This window comes from Nocardia sp. 2TAF39, from assembly GCF_052114905.1.
In the GTDB taxonomy this organism is placed as follows: domain Bacteria; phylum Actinomycetota; class Actinomycetes; order Mycobacteriales; family Mycobacteriaceae; genus Nocardia.
Window position 1 is genome coordinate 27,221 of the sequence record NZ_JBFRFQ010000002.1, and the last position, 17,238, is coordinate 44,458.

Annotated in this window: 12 protein-coding genes; 4 read left to right on the forward strand and 8 right to left on the reverse strand. The window is 68.6% G+C overall.

Features of this window, described 5'->3' with window-relative positions:
* Nucleotides 1-2: 2 nt before the first annotated feature.
* From AB4Z47_RS01620 to AB4Z47_RS01630, 3 genes are all read right to left on the reverse strand, one after another.
* Complete coding sequence (locus AB4Z47_RS01620) at nucleotides 3-1,118, reverse strand: type III PLP-dependent enzyme (RefSeq protein WP_441947369.1); 1,116 nt, start codon at nucleotides 1,116-1,118, stop codon at nucleotides 3-5.
* A gap of 163 nt (nucleotides 1,119-1,281) precedes the next feature.
* The gene (locus AB4Z47_RS01625; RefSeq protein ID WP_441947525.1) at nucleotides 1,282-3,780 is read right to left on the reverse strand and encodes a DEAD/DEAH box helicase; all 2,499 of its coding nucleotides are present in this window, start codon (nucleotides 3,778-3,780) and stop codon (nucleotides 1,282-1,284) included.
* A 71-nt stretch (nucleotides 3,781-3,851) separates the two neighbouring features.
* Entirely contained in the window at nucleotides 3,852-4,796 is a 945-nt protein-coding gene (locus tag AB4Z47_RS01630; protein WP_441947370.1) for a proteasome assembly chaperone family protein, read from the reverse strand.
* A 277-nt stretch (nucleotides 4,797-5,073) separates the two neighbouring features.
* On the opposite strand from AB4Z47_RS01630, the gene AB4Z47_RS01635 reads away from it, so the two are divergent.
* Together AB4Z47_RS01635 and AB4Z47_RS01640 are read left to right on the forward strand one after the other, a co-directional pair.
* Nucleotides 5,074-5,778 carry a sensor domain-containing protein gene (locus tag AB4Z47_RS01635; protein WP_441947371.1) on the forward strand — a complete coding sequence of 235 codons (705 nt, stop codon included), beginning with the start codon at nucleotides 5,074-5,076 and terminating at the stop codon, nucleotides 5,776-5,778.
* A gap of 461 nt (nucleotides 5,779-6,239) precedes the next feature.
* Nucleotides 6,240-7,325 carry a DUF4192 domain-containing protein gene (locus AB4Z47_RS01640; RefSeq protein WP_441947372.1) on the forward strand — a complete coding sequence of 362 codons (1,086 nt, stop codon included), beginning with the start codon at nucleotides 6,240-6,242 and terminating at the stop codon, nucleotides 7,323-7,325.
* A 212-nt stretch (nucleotides 7,326-7,537) separates the two neighbouring features.
* Here AB4Z47_RS01640 and galE read toward each other — a convergent pair whose 3' ends face one another.
* Nucleotides 7,538-8,518 carry a UDP-glucose 4-epimerase GalE gene (gene galE, locus AB4Z47_RS01645; RefSeq protein ID WP_441947373.1) on the reverse strand — a complete coding sequence of 327 codons (981 nt, stop codon included), beginning with the start codon at nucleotides 8,516-8,518 and terminating at the stop codon, nucleotides 7,538-7,540.
* Between the two features lie 3 nt (nucleotides 8,519-8,521).
* Nucleotides 8,522-9,208 (reverse strand): iron dependent repressor, metal binding and dimerization domain protein, encoded by a 687-nt coding sequence (locus AB4Z47_RS01650; RefSeq protein ID WP_441947374.1) that lies wholly within the window; start codon nucleotides 9,206-9,208, stop codon nucleotides 8,522-8,524.
* 206 nt (nucleotides 9,209-9,414) lie between these two features.
* On the opposite strand from AB4Z47_RS01650, the gene AB4Z47_RS01655 reads away from it, so the two are divergent.
* Nucleotides 9,415-10,686, forward strand: a complete 1,272-nt coding sequence (locus tag AB4Z47_RS01655) for an acetoin utilization protein AcuC (protein WP_441947375.1) — start codon at nucleotides 9,415-9,417, stop codon at nucleotides 10,684-10,686.
* Entirely contained in the window at nucleotides 10,679-13,354 is a 2,676-nt protein-coding gene (locus tag AB4Z47_RS01660) for a bifunctional acetate--CoA ligase family protein/GNAT family N-acetyltransferase (protein WP_441947376.1), read from the forward strand. The genes AB4Z47_RS01655 and AB4Z47_RS01660 overlap by 8 nt, the downstream gene beginning before the upstream one ends.
* Before the next feature lie 149 nt (nucleotides 13,355-13,503).
* Here the strand turns inward: AB4Z47_RS01660 and AB4Z47_RS01665 are convergent, their stop codons facing one another.
* From AB4Z47_RS01665 to AB4Z47_RS01675, 3 genes are all read right to left on the reverse strand, one after another.
* Nucleotides 13,504-14,472 (reverse strand): sigma-70 family RNA polymerase sigma factor, encoded by a 969-nt coding sequence (locus tag AB4Z47_RS01665; protein WP_441947377.1) that lies wholly within the window; start codon nucleotides 14,470-14,472, stop codon nucleotides 13,504-13,506.
* 198 nt (nucleotides 14,473-14,670) lie between these two features.
* Entirely contained in the window at nucleotides 14,671-16,191 is a 1,521-nt protein-coding gene (locus AB4Z47_RS01670) for a DUF7782 domain-containing protein (RefSeq protein ID WP_441947378.1), read from the reverse strand.
* A gap of 147 nt (nucleotides 16,192-16,338) precedes the next feature.
* Nucleotides 16,339-17,079 (reverse strand): VOC family protein, encoded by a 741-nt coding sequence (locus AB4Z47_RS01675; protein ID WP_441947379.1) that lies wholly within the window; start codon nucleotides 17,077-17,079, stop codon nucleotides 16,339-16,341.
* Between the last annotated feature and the right edge of the window lie 159 nt (nucleotides 17,080-17,238).

Here is a 17,238-nt window from a genome sequence, read left to right on the forward strand (position 1 = left end):
ACTCACTCTCGCTCAGCGCCCGAGACATGAACGGTCAAGGGCGGAAAACCATTGAAGGACACCGACGAATAGCTCGCGGTATAGGCACCGGCGTCGAGGATTCGAACGCGATCACCGGCTCGCAACGTGGTCGGTAACAGGACTCGCGTGCGTTGATACAGTACATCGTCGCCGTCGCAGGTCGGACCGGCCACCACCGCCTCGTCGACGGGGTCGCCGTCTCGGTCCGTCGCGAACTTGTAGACGATGTACTCGTTCTCGGTCTCGGCCATTCCGTTGTACCGGCCGATGTCGAGATACACCCAGCGTCGTCCGTCCGGCGCGATGCGGACGCCGACGACCTGGGCGTGGATGGTGCCCGCCGAACCGACCAGTGCCCGGCCTGGTTCGACGACCAATCCGGTGTTCCCGGAAAGGAATTCGGCCGCAGAGTGGTTCACCACCGCGGCGATCTCACCCAGTGTGGGTGCGTCGTCGGCGTAGGAGATCGGCAGTCCGCCGCCGATGTTCACCGACGTGACCGGAATGTCCTTGTCCGCCAGTGCTGCCGATATCCGGCCCGCCTGCTCGATGCCGATCCGCCACGCGTCGGGGTCCAGTTGCTGCGAGCCGACGTGGAAGTACGGACCCGCGACGACGAGCCCCAGATCTCTCGCCCGAACCAGCAACCGGAACGCCTCGCCCGGGGTGCAGCCGAACTTGGTGCCGAATGGCGTGCGGGACTCCGGAGCCGAGGCGAGGAAGCGGCACTCCACCTCTGAGCCGGGGGCATGCTCGACGATGCGCACAAGGTCGTCTTCGGTGTCGAAGGCGAAGCGGCGCACGCCCAGTGCGAATGCGCGGGCGATATGGGTGGCCTTCTTGATCGGGTTGCCGTAGCAGAGGCGCTCCGGCGCCACCCCGAGCCCGAGGCACAGGTCGATCTCGCCGATGCTGGCGACGTCGAACTCCGCGCCCTGCACGTCGAGCAGGCGCACGATTTCCGGCACCGGACTGGCCTTGACCGCGAAGCGAATCCTCGTTGGTGTGCTCGCGCCCGAGGACAGGGCGGCATCGAGTGCGCGGTAGTTCTCGCGCACTCGCTCAGGATGGATGACCAGATACGGTGATTCGGGCATGGTTGATCTTTCGCTACGGCAGCGGGGGAGAGAGTATCAGCGGCCCTTACCCAGAAACGAATCCGTCAAACCTTGGATTCGCCGCTCGGTCGCCACGCTCTATCTCAATGGCATAGTTAGGCCTCTGAACTGCATGTCTGTGGAACTGGACAGCGTGAGTGGGTCAGCCGGAAGACACGGTGACGTCGTCGAAGACGACCTCGCCCGCGGCATCCGACTCGACGAGGTCCACCACCGCGTCGATCGACCAGCCATGGTCGCCCGCCGGGTCGTCGAGCACCTGCCGCACCCGCCAGAATCCCGGTCTTCGTTCCACCTGGAACAACTGAGGCCCTCGGGCATCGGGCCCGGTCCCGATCCGCTCGTATTCCGCGAAGTAGTCCGCGAGCGCGGCCGCCCAGTCCCGGCCCGGGCTCAGCTCGGCCAGCTCATCCCAGCGCCGCAGCGCGGCCAGCTCCACACGGCGGAACATGGCGTTGCGGACCAGAACCCGGAAGGCGCGCTCGTTCGCGGAAATCGGGCGCACCGTCTCCGCGCCGAACGCGATCTGATCGGCATCGGTCTCCGCACCCGGGTTGGTCAGTTGCTCCCATTCGTCCAGGAGGCTCGAATCCACCTGGCGGACAAGCTCACCGAGCCACTCCGTGATGTCGTCGAGTTCCTCGGTACGCGCCGATTCGGGCACCGTGCGCCGCAACGCACGGTAGGCGTCGGCGAGGTAACGCAGCACCACACCCTCGGAGCGGGCCAGCTCGTAGAAGGAGATCAGCTCCGCGAAGGTCATGGCACGTTCGATCATGTCGCGCACCACCGACTTCGGTGCCGGCGCGAACTCCGACACCCACGGGTGTCCGGCCCGGTACGTCTCGTAGGCCGGCTCGATCAGCTCGGCCATCGGTTTGGGCCAGGTCACCTCTTCGAGAAGTTCCATCCGTTCGTCGTAGTCGATGCCCTCGGCCTTCATCTCGGCGATCGCCTCGCCGCGCGCCTTGTGCTGCTGGGCCATCAGCAACTGGCGCGGGTCCTCCAGCGTGGATTCGATGAGCGACACCACGTCGAGGGTATAACTCGCGGACGCTTTGTCCAGCAGGTCGAGCGCGGCCAGCGCGAACGGTGACAGCGGCTGGTCGAGGGCGAAGTCGCGTTGCAGGTCGATGGTCAGGCGGGCGCGGCGGCCCTGTGCGTCGGGTTCTGACAGCTGCTGCACCACACCGGCATCGCGCAGCGCCCGGTAGAGACGTATGGCGCGCAGGATGTGTCTGCGTTGGGCGGGGCGTGGTTCGTGGTTGTCCTCGAGCAGGTGGCGCATGGCGTCGAAGCAATTACCCGGGCGGGCGATTACGTTCAGCAGCATGGCGTTGGTCACGGCGAAACGCGACACCATCGGTTCCGGTTGGGCCGAGACCAGGCGGTCGAAGGTCTCCTCACTCCAGGAGACGAAGCCCTCCGGCGGCTTGCGCCGCTGGATCTTGCGCTGCTTCTTCGGGTCGTCGCCGGCCTTGGCCAGCAGCCTGGTGTTCTCCACTTCGTGCTCTGGCGCCTGCACGACGACGGTGCCCATGGTGTCGTAGCCCGCCCGGCCCGCGCGGCCCGCGATCTGATGGAACTCACGGGCTTTCAGCCTGCGGGTGCGCACCCCGTCGAACTTGGTCAGGCCGGTCAACAGCACCGTGCGAATGGGCACGTTGATGCCGACGCCGAGGGTGTCGGTGCCGCACACCACCTTCAACAGGCCCTCCTGGGCGAGTCGTTCCACCAGGCGGCGGTATTTCGGCAGCATGCCCGCGTGATGCACGCCGATGCCGTGCCGGATCAGCCGGGACAGCGTCTTGCCGAAGCCCGCGGCGAACCGGAAATCGCCCAGCGCCTCGGCGATCGCGTCCTTCTCCGCGCGGGTGGCGAAGTTGACGCTGGTCAGCGCCTGCGCGCGCTCCAAGGCGGCGGCCTGCGTGAAGTGCACCACGTACACCGGGGCCTGGTGTGTGGTGACCAGTTCCTCCAGGGTCTCGGTGATGGGGGTACGGGCGTAGGAGAAGCTCAGCGGCACAGGGCGTTCGGTGCCCGCGACGATCGCGGTGGAGCGGCCGGTGCGGCGCTCCAGGTCGGTGGCGAAGAAGTCCACCTCGCCGAGCGTCGCCGACATGAGCAGGAACTGGGCGCCACACAGTTCCAGTAACGGCACCTGCCAGGCCCAGCCCCGGTCGGGGTCGGCGTAGAAATGGAATTCGTCCATCACGACCTGGCCGACGTCGGCGTCCGCGCCCTCGCGCAGGGCCATGTTCGCCAGGATTTCCGCGGTGGCGCAGATGATCGGCGCCTCGGGGTTCACCGCGGCGTCGCCGGTGACCATGCCGACGCGTTCGGCGCCGAATACCTCGCACAAAGCGAAGAATTTCTCGCTGACCAGCGCCTTGATCGGGGCGGTGTAGTAGGTGCGCTTGTCCTGGGTCAGCGCGAACAGGTGTGCGCCGACCGCGACGAGCGACTTTCCGGAACCGGTGGGAGTGGCGAGGATGACGTGGGATCCGGACGCCAGCTCCAGCAGCGCCTCGTCCTGCGCCGGGTACAGCGGGGTGCCCTGTGCGGCGGCCCACATCCCGAACGACTCGTACAGCGCGTCGGCGTCGGTGCCCGGGATGTCGAGCAGTTCGGTCAGATCCACTCCGACCACCATACGGCCTTGCTACCGGATGCCGATGCAGGGGCGATCGGCATACCGGGACCGCGGTGCGGTCAGTCCTGCTCGCCCTTGTTTTCGCCGTGGTAGCCGCCCTGCTCGGCGAGGAACCGTTCGAACTCGGCGCCCAGCTCGTCGCCGCTGGGTAGTTCGCCGTCACCGACCAGCAGGCTCGATTGCCGTTCCTGCGCGGTGACGAAGCTGTCGTACTGACGCTCCAAGGCGTGCACGACGGTCTCCACCTCGGAGTTGCCCGCGATGTGTTCGTTGACCTGCTCGCGCACCCGCGCCGCGGCCTCGCCCAGCGCGGCCAGCGGAATCGTCAGGCCCGCGTTGTCGGCGACGTTCTCCAGCAGGGTCTGCGCGGCCTCCGGGTAGGCGGTCTGCGCGAGGTAGTGCGGGACATGCACCGAGAAGCCGATCGACTCGTGTCCGTGCTGGGCCATGCGGAATTCCAGCAGCGACGACGCGCTGCCCGGCACCTGCAGTTCACCCGGCCAGCGCTGATGCTCGGAGATCAGGTCGCGGTCGGAGGAGTGCGCGGTAACCCCGAGCGGGCGGGTGTGCGGAATCGCCATCGGGATCGCGCTCAAGCCGATGCTGCGGCGCACGCCCAGCTGTTCGGCGAGCAGCCGCACCGCGGTCGTGAACTTCTCCCAGCGTAGATCCGGTTCCATACCCGCGAGCAGCAGGAACGGGGTGCCCGCGGTGTCGCGCAGTGCCCACAGGTTCAGCGTCGGCTCGGCGTAGTCGGAGAAGTGATCGGTCTTGAACGTCATGAGCGGGCGCCGCGATCGGTAGTCGAGCAGTTCGTCGACATCGAACGAGGCGACCAGTTCGCCTTCGAGGCTCTCGCGCAGGTGCGTCGTGGCCAGCCGCACCGCATGCCCGGCGTCGGTGAACCCTTCCAGTCCGTGCACCAGGACCGGACCCGAGCCGTCGACGGCCGACAGCTGCGGAGCGGGGAACTCCAGTTCGTACATTCGCGACTCGTAGTCCATCGCGTACTCCTTCCTGCGCGGTTCCTCCGGCCCGGGCGAGCGCCCTCGGCACACCAGGTGTGGTTGTCTGCTCGGTCGTCTACCACGACCGTGGTTACAGACAAGCAGTTGTCCGAGACGGGGGACCACTGTCCATTGTCCCCTATGGCGGTGACAGCCACCGCGCACGGCCGGACATCGCCCCATACGTCGAGGCAACAGCGTCGGCGCCCCGCGCATTCCCGGCCCGGCGGCGTGGCAGCGCGGGCGGCCACGGGGAGTTTGGCACAGTGGGTGTGTGACCGTGGCGGAGTCGACGCGCGCGCGGCTTGGCCGTGTGCTGCCCGTCGCGTGCGCGGTGCTGCTCGCCGGATGCGGGTCGACCATGTCCGGGCACCCGGTCTCGTTGTCGCCGACCGCGGTTGCCGCGCGCGGGAGCGCCGAACTGCCGAGGCTGCTGCCGGATCCGGCGCAATTCCCCGCGCCGTACGCAGCGGTGGTGTTGCCCTCGGAGGCAGCCGCCCAGGCCGCTGGGGATCTGGACGGGATGGGGCGCGGGGTGAGTGTGCAGCCGAGTGGTTGTGTGCCGCCGGAACAGAGATTCGGGCCCGATCAGACGGCGATCGCGGTAGGTACGGACAACGACACGCGCGCCACTATGACCGTCGAATTGACTCGCACCGACGAGCCATTGGCGTCGCTGCGTTCCCGGCTGACGAAATGCGGATCGGTGCGGGTGAGCCGCGCCGGCGCGGCGAGCACCGTGACGACGGAGCTGGATCCGCCTCCGCCGGTCGACGCCGACGACGCACTGGCGCTACGCAGGACGGTGGCGCCGGAGGTGGGCGGCGCGAGTCTGACCCAGTCCATGCGCACGCTCATCGGTCAGGTCGAGGGCGTGCGAATCTCCGTGACGTACATGTCGTTTTCCGGCGACAAGCCGGATACGGCGACGTTGGACGAATTGTTCACGGCAGCCGTGCGGAAGGTGCGGATGCGATAGCGCACTGCGGTCCAGCTCGGGCGCACGGTAGCAGGCGGCACCGACACGGACGCCGGTCGGGACGACCGTGAGCGTGAGCCATTCACAGCCGAAGCCACTTCCCCAACCCATCCGAAATGCCTGGTCGTCGTCGGCTGGACGGTGGGGTTGGATCGCAGGCTCGACACATGACCACTTCCGCGACCCCGTTTCCGACTTCCGAACCGGCCGACGCCGAGCACGCGGGCCGGGACAATACTTTCTGCTCGCGCCTTCGCAGCCGACGTGCGCTGCCATGTCCTGCCCCCTCTGGCGCCAGGACATGGACGGTGCGCGCCGAAACCGGTGCGTACTCGCCGTCTTCGAGCAAGGCGGCTTACACCGAGGGAGAAGGTGCGCGTCGTCCTGCTGAACGGACCCGGCGGGTCCGCTGTTCGGAGGATCCGCCGCCGTTCGTCCGAAACCCGGATCACACTGTGCGAGTGAATGATCCAGGCGAGCTGATCGCGGCCGTGCCCGCAATGATGGGGTTCACCCCGGAGCGGTCGATGGTTGTGCTCGTCCTGCGGCGGGGGGACGCCCACGGCGCGCTGGTCGACGCGGTGGTGCGGTTCGATCTGGAACAGCCGGATGGGCGACGGATGCGGCCCGGGACATTGGCGGGATGTGTGGCGCGAATCTGCGCGCACGACGAAGCGGTCGAGGTGCTCGCGGTCCTCGTCGACGATCGCGCCGAAGAGCCGAGACCACACGGGGGCACCGACCGCCCCCGCTGTGCCGCAGGGCGATTCGATGCGCTGGTCGGTGCGCTCGGCAGGCGGCTGGCCGCGTGCGACATCTCGCTCGGCAGTGTGTGGGCGGTGCGTGCGATCGCACCCGGGCAGCGCTGGTGGACGCTGTCGGGCCCGGATCGGCAGGGGGCGCTGCGGGATCCGGCCACTTCGGTGGTGGCCCTGACCCATGTGTTGGACGGCAGGCCGATTCGCGGCTCCCGATCCGAACTCACCGATCTGGTCGCCGAGGATCCTCGGGCGCATGCCGAGGTGGCGGCACAGCTGGGGGGCGCACTGGCGCTCGCGCGGGAGCGTTACGCGCGCGCCGCGCGCCGCGGCGATCCCAACGGATACAGCAGGCAGGCGCTCGACTACGTGCTGTGGCAGGTCGCCAATATCGCGTCGGGCGCCGCGCTGATGGCGCCCGAGCTCGCGAAACTGGCTGCTGCTCTGCGGGATCGCGCCGTACGGGACACCATGTTCGCCCTGTCCGTCGGCGACCACGCCGCCGCGGCCGAGGCGTTGTGGGCCGCGCTGGCCCGCGCCCTGTCCGGCGCGGATCGCGCCGAAGCTGCTGTTTTGCTCGGCTATAGCGCGTACGTCCGGGGCGATGGTCCGCTCGCGGGTATCGCCTTGGATGCGGCGTTGGACGCGGACCCGGATCATCCGATGGCTGTCCTGCTGGACACCGCGCTGCGGCTGGGTATGCGTCCGGAACAATTACGCCGCCTTGCCCATAGTGGCTATCACACCGCGGCAGGTCTGGGTGTCGACCTCGGCACGCCCGCTCCATGAAACATCTTGTGCGCGTAGGTGACACGACCGGGTCATCGGAGCGTCACACTGAAGCCCGCGATCGTGCGCGGGGTACACCGGCGGTGATCCCGCTGACCACTTCGGTGCGACCTGAAGGCTTCGGGTCGAGAACGCGGTGTCCGTCTTGGTGCGGCGGCGAGGTCACGCTCGCCCGATCCGGGAAACGACCGACGCGGGCGGAGCCGACGGCCCTAGCTCGCGCTGTGTGCGCGCGCTCCGAGCGACTGGAGGAAAGCCCAGGCGTCGGTGACGATCTCATCGAGGTCGTTGTGCTCAGGGTGCCAGCCGAGTTCGGCGATTGCGCGCTCGCTGGAGGCGATGAGCGTCGCGGGATCACCGGGGCGGCGCGGCGCGTCCTGCGCGGCGATCGGCAGGCCGGTGACGCGCTCACAGGCCGAGATCACTTCGCGGACGGAGAATCCGGTACCGCTGCCGAGATTGTAGACGCGGTGCGTGCCTGTTTCGGCGGTCGCCAGGGCCAGCAGATGGGCTTGCGCGAGGTCGCGGATGTGGATGTAGTCACGAACCGCGGTGCCGTCCGGGGTCGGCCAATCGGTGCCGAATACCGCGATTGCCTTGCGGTGCCCGGCCGCGACCTGCAGCACCAGCGGGATGAGATGGGTTTCGACCAGGCGGTTTTCGCCGAGACCGCCATAGGCGCCCGCGACATTGAAATACCGCAGGCTGGTCGCCGCCAGCCCATGCGCGATCGCGTAGGAGGTGATGGCGTGGTCGATCGCCAGCTTCGACGCGCCGTACGGGTTGGTTGGACTGGTCGGCGCGTCCTCGGTGATCGGCACCTGCTCCGGTTCGCCGTATACGGCCGCGGTGGAGGAGAACACCAGACGCGGCGTTCCCGCGCGCCGCATCGCCTCCAGCAGTTCGAACGTCTTCACCACATTGCCATGCCAGTACTTCTCCGGCTGCTGCACCGACTCGCCGACCAGCGACTGCGCCGCGAAATGCAGGACACCATCGAAAGATTCGGCCGCCAGCAGCGCGGGCGCGGCCAGCGCCACGTCACCCTCGACGAACCGGGCGCCGGAGGGTACGCCGTCGGCATTGCCGGTCGACAAATCATCGAGCACGACGACATCATGTCCGGCTTCGAGCAGAACCTGCGCGCAGACGCCGCCGACGTAGCCGGCACCACCCGTGACCAGAAGTCTCACGCGTCAGACCCGCTTCACCTGGACGGCATGGGCCATCTCGTCCGACAACTCGAAACCGCCGTGGCCCGGCACGGTGATGACCACCGAACCCGGCTTGGTCTCCACCGTCACTCGCGCGTCCGGCACCACGCCCGCCTCACGCAGCTGGCCGATGACCTCGGGGTCGGTCTGGATGTGCTCGGCGAGCCTGCGCACCACCACGGCGTGCATCTGGCCGTGCGGCAGGTCCGACAGCCGGACCAGTGTCTCTTCGGCGCTTGTCGCGGGTACCACACCGAGCTCGTCCAGGCCGGGAATGGGGTTGCCGTAGGGAGAGGTGGTCGGGTGGTTGAGTACCTCGACCAGACGCCGCTCGACGTCCTCGCTCATCACGTGCTCCCAGCGACAGGCCTCGGCGTGCACGTTCTGCCAGTCCAGCCCGATGATGTCGACGAGCAGCCGCTCGGCCAGCCGGTGCTTGCGCATCACCGCCACCGCCATGCTGCGACCCTTCTCGGTCAACTCCAGGTGACGGTCTCCGGCAACCAACAGCAAACCATCGCGCTCCATCCGCGCTACGGTCTGGCTCACCGTCGGTCCACTCTGCTCGAGGCGCTCGGCGATCCGGGCGCGCAAAGGCACCACGCCCTCCTCCTCGAGGTCGTAGATGGTACGGAGATACATCTCCGTGGTGTCGACCAGATCCTTCACCTGTTACCCCTTCGTCGGCACGAATTCTACCCACGCACGACGGCACCGCCGTGTACCGGATCGTGTCGCTCTACGCTGTGCGACCTCACAGCCGACACCGCGGGATGCGGCCGGCGCACGGCGGGCAGCCGCGATCGCACTTGCTTGTATTTGTACTGCATGGGAACGTTTCGCGGGGCCGCTTGCTTCCCGCTAGCGTTGCGAGTATGGACACTGCACCGCGCAGCGAACCTCCGGCGCCGACCTCGTCCGGTGCGGATCGGGCGGGAACCGTCGTCTGGACCGATCGGTTCCTCGACTACACCTGGACCGCGGAGCATCCGATGAAACCGGTGCGTCTGAAGTTCACCATGGCGCTGGCGGAAAGTCTCGGATTGCTCGACGGTGTCGAGCTGCTCGAGCCTGGCCCCGCCGGGCTCCCGGACCTGTTGCGCATCCACACGCCCGACTACATCGAGGCGGTCGAGCACGCGGTACCCCCGGTCGGTTCGCCCGTTGCGCCGCCGTACGGTCTGGGCTCGCCGGACAATCCGGTGTTTCCGCACATGCACGAGGCGGCGTCCACGATTGTGGGCGGCACCCTGTCCGCGGCGCGTGAGATCGCCGAGGGCCGCGCCGAGCGGGCGGTCAGCATCGGCGGCGGCATGCACCACGCGATGCCCGATTCAGCCAGCGGATTCTGCGTGTACAACGACCCGGCGGTGGCGATTTCCTGGCTGCTGGACCATGGTTTCGACCGCATCGCCTACATCGATGTCGACGTGCACCACGGAGACGGCGTGCAGCGGGCCTTCTATGGCGACCCCAGGGTGCTGACCATCTCGTTGCACCAGCACCCAGCGACCCTGTGGCCCAACACCGGGTGGCCGGAGGAGATCGGCACGGGTGCGGCGGAGGGCACCTCTATCAACTTGCCGCTGCTGCCCGGCACCAGGGATGCGCAGTGGCTGCGCGGTTTTCACGCTGTGGTGCCCGGCGCGGTCGCGGCATTCGGGCCGCAGATCGTAGTCAGCCAGTGCGGCGTGGACACCCATCGAGAGGACCCCCTGGCCGATCTGGCGCTTACTGTCGACGGCCAGCGCGCTGCCTTCCGCGCCATGCGCGAACTTGCCGATCGGCATGCCGAAGGGCGCTGGCTCGCCGTCGGCGGCGGCGGATATGGCCTGGTCCGGGTGGTGCCACGGGCCTGGACGCACCTCATGGCCACCGCGTTGGGCCGTTCCATCGACCCGGCGACGCCGATACCGCAGGGCTGGATCGATCGGATCCGCGTCGAAGCGCCGCAGGCGGATCCGCCGTGCACTATGGGAGACGGCGGAGACGTCGCCTACCGTCCGTGGGACGGACCCGGCGGCACAGGGGAGACTGGGGACGCACAGTTCGACCGCGCCCAACGTGCCGTCGACATGGCCGTGCTGGCTACCCGCCGAGCGACTTTCGGGTTGCTAGGTCTCGATCCGGAGGATCCCCGTGACTGACTTGCCCGATACTCCGGACGCCCCCGCCACGCCACCTCCCCCGCAACACTGGTTCGCCGACGTCCTGGCCTCCGACGGCGGCGTCGTGCGACTGCGCCCGATCACGCCCGACGATGGCGACCGGCTGCAGGAGTTCCACGGTGCGCTGTCCGACCGCACCCGGTATCTGCGGTACTTCGGCCCGTACCCGCGGATCTCGCCCAAGGACCTGTACCGAACCACCCATGTCGACTATCACGACCGGGTCGGGCTGGTGCTGGAGCTGGGCGAGGCGATCGTGGCAGTGGGCCGCTACGAGCTGCTGGACCGCGGTGGGCCGCGGGCCGCGGAGGTCGCGTTCGTCGTGGCCGACGGGCATCAGGGGCGCGGGCTCGGCTCGATCCTGCTGGAGCACCTGGCGGGTGCCGCCGCCGAGAACAAGATCGAGACCTTCGTCGCCGAGGTGCTCGCGGAGAACACCGTCATGGTGACGGTGTTCCGCGAGGCGGGCTACCAGGTCGAACGCAGCAGGGACGGGTCGGTGTTGCACCTGGAGTTCGCCATAGACCCCACCGAAGCGCTACTGTCCGTGCGGGATTCCCGCGAACGGGCCTCGGAGGCGCGCAGCGTCGGCAATCTGCTTGCCCCGCAGTCGGTCGCAGTCATCGGCGCCACCCCGGCGGCGGGCCGGGTCGGCGGGGCGGTGCTGGCGAACCTGCTGTCGGGCGTGTTCCAGGGACCTGTTTTCCCGGTGAACCCCCACCGCAAGTCGGTGCGCGGGGTGCGCGCCTACGCGACAGTCCGGGAGATACCGGACGAGGTCGATCTCGCGGTGATCGCGGTGCCACCCACGGCGATCGGATCGGTGCTCGACGACTGTATGGCCAAGGGCGTCAAAGGACTCGTTGTCCTGACCGCTGGCTTCGGCGAGACCGGCCAAGGCGGTGTGGCGGCCGAACACGAGCTGGTCGTGGCTGCCCGCGGCCACGGCATGCGTGTGGTCGGACCGAGCGCGCTGGGTATCGCGAACACCGACCCGGCGGTGACTTTGAACGCGACTCTGGCTCCGGTACTGCCCGCACGCGGACGGATCGGATTCTTCTGTCAATCCGGCCCGTTGGGGGCGGCGATCCTCGGTGAGGCCGCCGCGCGCAACCTGGGTCTGTCGACATTCGTGTCGGCCGGCAACCGCGCCGACGTCTCCGGCAACGACATGCTGCAGTACTGGGACAGCGATCCGGACACCGATGTGGTGCTGCTGTACCTGGAGAGCTTCGGCAATCCGCGCAAATTCTCCCGGATCGCGCGCCGGGTAGCCAGGACCAAACCGATCGTCGCGGTGAGCAGCGGCCGCTTGGCCGCCCGCACCCAGGCGGCCGGGGACATGGACCGGTCCATCGTGCGAGACCTGTTCGCGCAGGCGGGCATCGTCCAGGTCGACTCGATCTCCGAACTCTTCGACTGTGCCGCCCTGCTCGGCTACCAACCGCTGCCCCGCGGGTCGCGGCTCGGGGTGGTGGGCAACAGCGCGGCGTTGAACTGGCTGGCCGTCGACGCGGCCCAGGGCGAGGGCCTCGAGGTCGGCGATCCGGTGAACTTGGGGCCGCAGGCGACGCCCGGCGACTATCTCGACGCAATGGTCGCCGCCCTGCGGTCGGACGAGAACGATGCCGTGATCGTCGTTTTCGCGCCTCCGGTGCCGTTGCCGACCGGCGGGTTCGCCGATGCCATCCGCGCCGCGGCGGCCGCCGTGCCCGAAGCCGAGAAACCACTTCTCACCACGTTTGTTGCCGAGCAAGGGATTCCGAACCTACTGGCGGTGCGCGGCGCGGGCGCCACCGCGGTGCGGGGCTCGATACCTTCCTATCCCGACCCGGAACGCGCCGCGCGGGCACTGGCCCGGGTCCGTCGTTACGCCGAATGGCGAACCAGGCCCATTTCTCCGGTGGTGCGGCCGCAAGGAATCGACACCGACCGTGCCCGAAAGCTCATGGCGAAGTGGATGGCCGGATCGGGCGGTCGCTGGCTTACCGATCTGGAAGTCGTGGAACTGCTCGCCTGCTACGGCATCTCGGTTGTGGAGTTTCGTGAGGTGCACAACGCTGATGAGGCGATCGCGGCGGCAGAGGAACTCGGCTACCCGGTGGCGGCGAAGGCAACCGGCGAATTGTGGCGGCGCAGGCCGGATCTCACCGGCGTCCGGCTCGACCTGTGGCGTCCGGAAGCGGTTCGGCAGGCGTATACCGATCTGGCCGAGTTGTGCGGCGACCCCATGCTGCACATCCAGAAGATGGCCACCAAGGGCGTCGGCTGCATTCTGCGCGTGCAGGACGACCCGTCCTTCGGCTCGGTGATCGAGTTCGGCCTATCCGGTCTGATCATCGAACTACTCGGTGACCGTGCCTACCGGGCGCTTCCGCTGACCGCCGACGAGGCCACGGCTCTGATCGACGCGCCACGCGCCGCCCCGCTGCTGTCCGGCACACCGGCGAGTCCGCGCGTCGACAAGGCAGCCCTCGCCGCGCTGGCCCAGCGCATCTCGGCCCTCTTCGACGACCTGCCGGAAATGCGGGAGCTGTCCTTCGACCCGGTGCTGGCGTCGCCGACCTCGGCCGAGATCCTCTACGCACGCGGGCGCATCGGTCCGGAACCGAGCCGCTTCGACACCGGCCCGCGCAGGCTGGGCTGAGGTCCGCGTGGCCGGTGTGTGGAGCACACCGGCCAGTGTGGAAGGGCAGGAAAGCGCTGTGACCGGTCGGCGCGGAAGGGTGACGCCTGCGGGCGAGTCACCGATCTGGACTCCGGGCAGGTCTCGGAGTAGCCGGCAGTGGCGATCGATCAGCTGGCGTAGGCGCGGAGCCGGTCGGCGCGCTCGCCTTTGCGCAGCTTCGCCATGACTTCACGCTCGATCTGGCGCACCCGTTCGCGGGAGAGGCCGAAGAGCTTGCCGATCTGATCCAGGGTGCGCGGCTGGCCGTCGTCCAGGCCGAATCGCAGCCGGATGACCTGCTGCTCCCGCTCGTCCAGGGTAGCGAGGACACTGCGCACGTCGTGGTGCAGCAAACCGGCGATGACCGCGGACTCGGCCGAGGTGGCCTCGGAATCCTCGATGAAATCGCCGAGCGGGGCCTCTTCGTCGTTGCCGACCGGCATGTCCAGGCTCACCGGGTCGCGGCTGTGGTCGAGCAGATCGGAGATCTTGTCGACCGGAATGCCGGACTCGCTGGCCAGTTCCTGGTCGGTGGCCTCGCGGCCCAGCTGCTGGTGCAACTCCCGCTTGATCCGTGCCAGTTTGTTCACCTGCTCGACCAAGTGGACGGGCAGTCGGATGGTGCGGCTCTGGTCGGCCATGCCGCGGGTGATGGCCTGACGGATCCACCAGGTGGCGTAGGTGGAGAACTTGAAGCCCTTGGCGTAGTCGAACTTCTCCATGGCGCGGATCAGGCCGAGGTTGCCCTCCTGGATGAGGTCGAGCAGCGGCATGCCGCGGCCGGTGTAGCGCTTGGCCAGCGAGACAACGAGGCGAAGGTTGGCTTCGAGCAGATGCGAGCGGGCGGTCTGGCCTTCACGCACGACGAGGGCTAGATCGCGCTTGCGGGTGGCCGACAGCCGTTTGCCGGTCTCCAACAAATGCTGCGCATAGAGGCCCGCCTCGATGCGCTTGGCCAGCTCGACCTCGTCGGCAGCCGTGAGCAGCGCGGTGCGGCCGATCCCGTTCAGGTACACACGTACCAGGTCGGCGGCGGGGCTCTGGGCGTCGAGGTCCAAATCGCTGGTGCGCACTCGAGTGGTGGCGGGGCTTGTCATGACTTGCCTCCTGTCGGTGGTGTCTCACTCCGATCAACGGACCCGACAAAGAGAAAGTTCCCCGCTACTGCTTTCATAAACCGCTCTGAACTGCGGTTTTTGGCACTCTCGTCTGAGAAGTTCCTGAGAAACACCCGGTAGGGGGGCGATCCCTGCGCAGGACCTGCACACGACCTCCGCATAGCGATAGCCGTGTGGTTACACGGGCTCTATCAATCCGTGACGTACCAATCCGGCCACCACGGACAGCGCATCGGCCGCGAACTCGGCAGTCACCTGGTCGGATCCGTCGGCGAGCGCCAGTAGCTCGATCAGTTCGTACAACGGGAGGCCGTCCGGGCGCATTCCCGCCAGCAAGGCGACCGTGGTCTCGTCCACCTCGTGCTGCCAGCGCGGGCCGTCGCCGCGGTGCACCCGCGCTACCTCGGGCGCCCAGCCGTCGGGACCGGGCAGGTAGACGCGCTCCAGCGCAGTCGCCGGGTTGACCACGAAACGTGCGGACCAGGCGAGACCTTCGTCACCGGCGACGGCCCGTAGCCAGGACGAGCGCTCGAAGTAGCGGACGGCCTCGTCGCCGAGCGGGTCGTCGAAGCCGTGCGTGAGGTCTTCGGCGAGCAGTTCGGTCGGACCGTCGATGGCGCGCAGGTAGACGAAACCGAAGCCGATGCCCTCGACGTTCGCCGCGGCGAACGCGTTCAGCCATTCCTCGGCGCGGGCCTGCGCGGACGGGTCGCGCGGGTCGAGGCCCGCGTCGCGAAGCCAGGTGCCGACGTAGAGAGCAGGGTCCGCGACGTCGCGCTGCACCACCCAGGCGTCGACGCCGTGTGCGGGCAGCCAGGACGAGACCCGCCCGCGCCAGTCGTCGCCGTCGACGTGTACCCATGCCGCCAGCATTGCGGCGGTGCCTTCTGGCGCGAGCAGGTGGGCGGCCTGCGCGATCACTAATTCGCTTGCCCCGTCGAGGGCCAGGCCGGAATCGCGATAGGTGTGCTCGATGCGGGTGGGACCGACCACGAACGGCGGATTCGCCACCACTTGGTCGAAGCGTCTGCCCCGGACCGGCTCGAACCAGGAGCCTTCGACCAGCTCGATGTCGAGTTCGTTGAGCGCCGCGGTGGCTTCGGCCAGCCACAGCGCGCGGCCGTTGACATCGGTGGCGGTGATCCGCTGGGCGTAGGAGGCGGCGTGCACGGCCTGCACTCCGCAGCCGGTGCCGAGGTCGAGCACCGTGCCGACCGGGCGCGTCGGCGTGGCGCGCAGCAGCGAGAGGGAGGCATGGCCGACGCCGAGCACATGGTCCTCGGTCAGCGCGCGCCTGCGCATCGAGTCGTCGAGGTCGGACAGAATCCACCGGGTGCCTGCGCCTGCGTCCAGCGGGCGCAGATCCAGCGCCGCCCGGAGGGCGTTGCCGTCGCGGACGAGCAGGCCCGCGGCGACCGCTCGGCCGATGTCCACCGGCGCCAGCGCGGCGGCCACCTCCCGTTCGGGCAGGGCATCGCCGAGCAGCAGCAGACGGATGAGGGTGCCGAGTTCACCGGCATGGCGTGCCGCGCGGCGCACCGGAACCGGCTCCGAGCGGCCCAGTGCCGCGTGCGCGTCCGCCCCGAGCACTTCGAGCAGGGTATCGGCGTCGTAACCGACCCTGGTCAGCGCGGTGCGCAGGTCTGGGCAGAGCGCGGTGAGCAGCGATCCGGTGGTGGTCGATCGGTTCGTAGGCACATCAGTACTCTGCCACCGCAACCATCCAGCACCGACCAGGCGTTCGCCCGGTCGCCGCTCGGCACGCCAGGTACTGCCCGAGGGACTGGGTGCCGCGAGTTCCAGGCGCGAACAGCGCCGTGCCGGTACGCGATTCGTGAGCGGGATTCAGAGGCCGTTCGGGTCGCGGGCGGTGACGCAGTACGGTGCGTCGCCCGGATCGCTCAACACGATCCAGTGTTCGTGGCGGTGCACCACGGTCGCGCCGAGCGACTCGTGCCAGGCGGCGGTGGCGTCGATGTCCCCGGCGGACAGGTCGACGTGTGCGCTGGTCGGACGGCCCTCGCCGAGGCGCTGTAGCAGCAGTTGCACCGGCAGCTGCTGCTCGGGGCACAGCCGGGCGAACTCCGGCAGTCTGCCGTGCCGGAGCTCCCACCCTGTCAACGACTTCCAGAACCGGGTCTCGGCGTCGTAGTCGGCGGGGCCGATGTCCAAGCACACCTGGTCCAGGCGCGAGAGCGTGCCGTCGGGCGCATGCACGGCGGGGGCGGGCCTGCCCTTGACACGGCCGCTGGGGGTGAAGCAGAACGTCTGGCCGCCGGGGGAGCGCAGCACGGCGTAGTCCGGGTGGTTCGCGACCAGCTCGGCGCCCAGCTCGAGGGCGATGCGGGCGGCGGCCGCGATGTCGTCGACGTCCAGGTCGAGGTGCACACCGCCGAGACCGGTCACCGCCTGCATCTTGATGCCTGCCGCGGCGAACAACGCGGGATCGGGCAAGAGGGTCAGGAACTCGTCGTTCTCGCCGCGGCGAGGGGAGGGCTGGGTGTCGGTGACCGTGGACCAGAACTTCGCGCAGTCGTCGAAGCGCTGTGCCGGCCGGTCCAGGAAAGCCCAGATCCACCGAATCATGTTCACTCCTGTCTTGTTGCCCCGCCACACCCTAGGTACACCTCCCCGGGTTGTCGAAGCGCGGCGGGTGCCACGTTGGCACGAATTTGGTGTTTTGTGGCGTTCCGGCCACTCGCTAGGGAGGTAACTTCCGGCACGCTCAGCGGGTGACCGAACTGC

Coding starts and splice junctions, on each gene's coding strand:
- AB4Z47_RS01620 (WP_441947369.1), bottom strand. CDS start 1,118: ATGCCCGAATCACCGTATCTGGTCATCCATCCTGAGCGAGTGCGCGAG.
- AB4Z47_RS01630 (WP_441947370.1), bottom strand. CDS start 4,796: ATGGACTACGAGTCGCGAATGTACGAACTGGAGTTCCCCGCTCCGCAG.
- AB4Z47_RS01655 (WP_441947375.1), top strand. CDS start 9,415: ATGGACACTGCACCGCGCAGCGAACCTCCGGCGCCGACCTCGTCCGGT.
- AB4Z47_RS01665 (WP_441947377.1), bottom strand. CDS start 14,472: ATGACAAGCCCCGCCACCACTCGAGTGCGCACCAGCGATTTGGACCTC.
- AB4Z47_RS01675 (WP_441947379.1), bottom strand. CDS start 17,079: ATGATTCGGTGGATCTGGGCTTTCCTGGACCGGCCGGCACAGCGCTTC.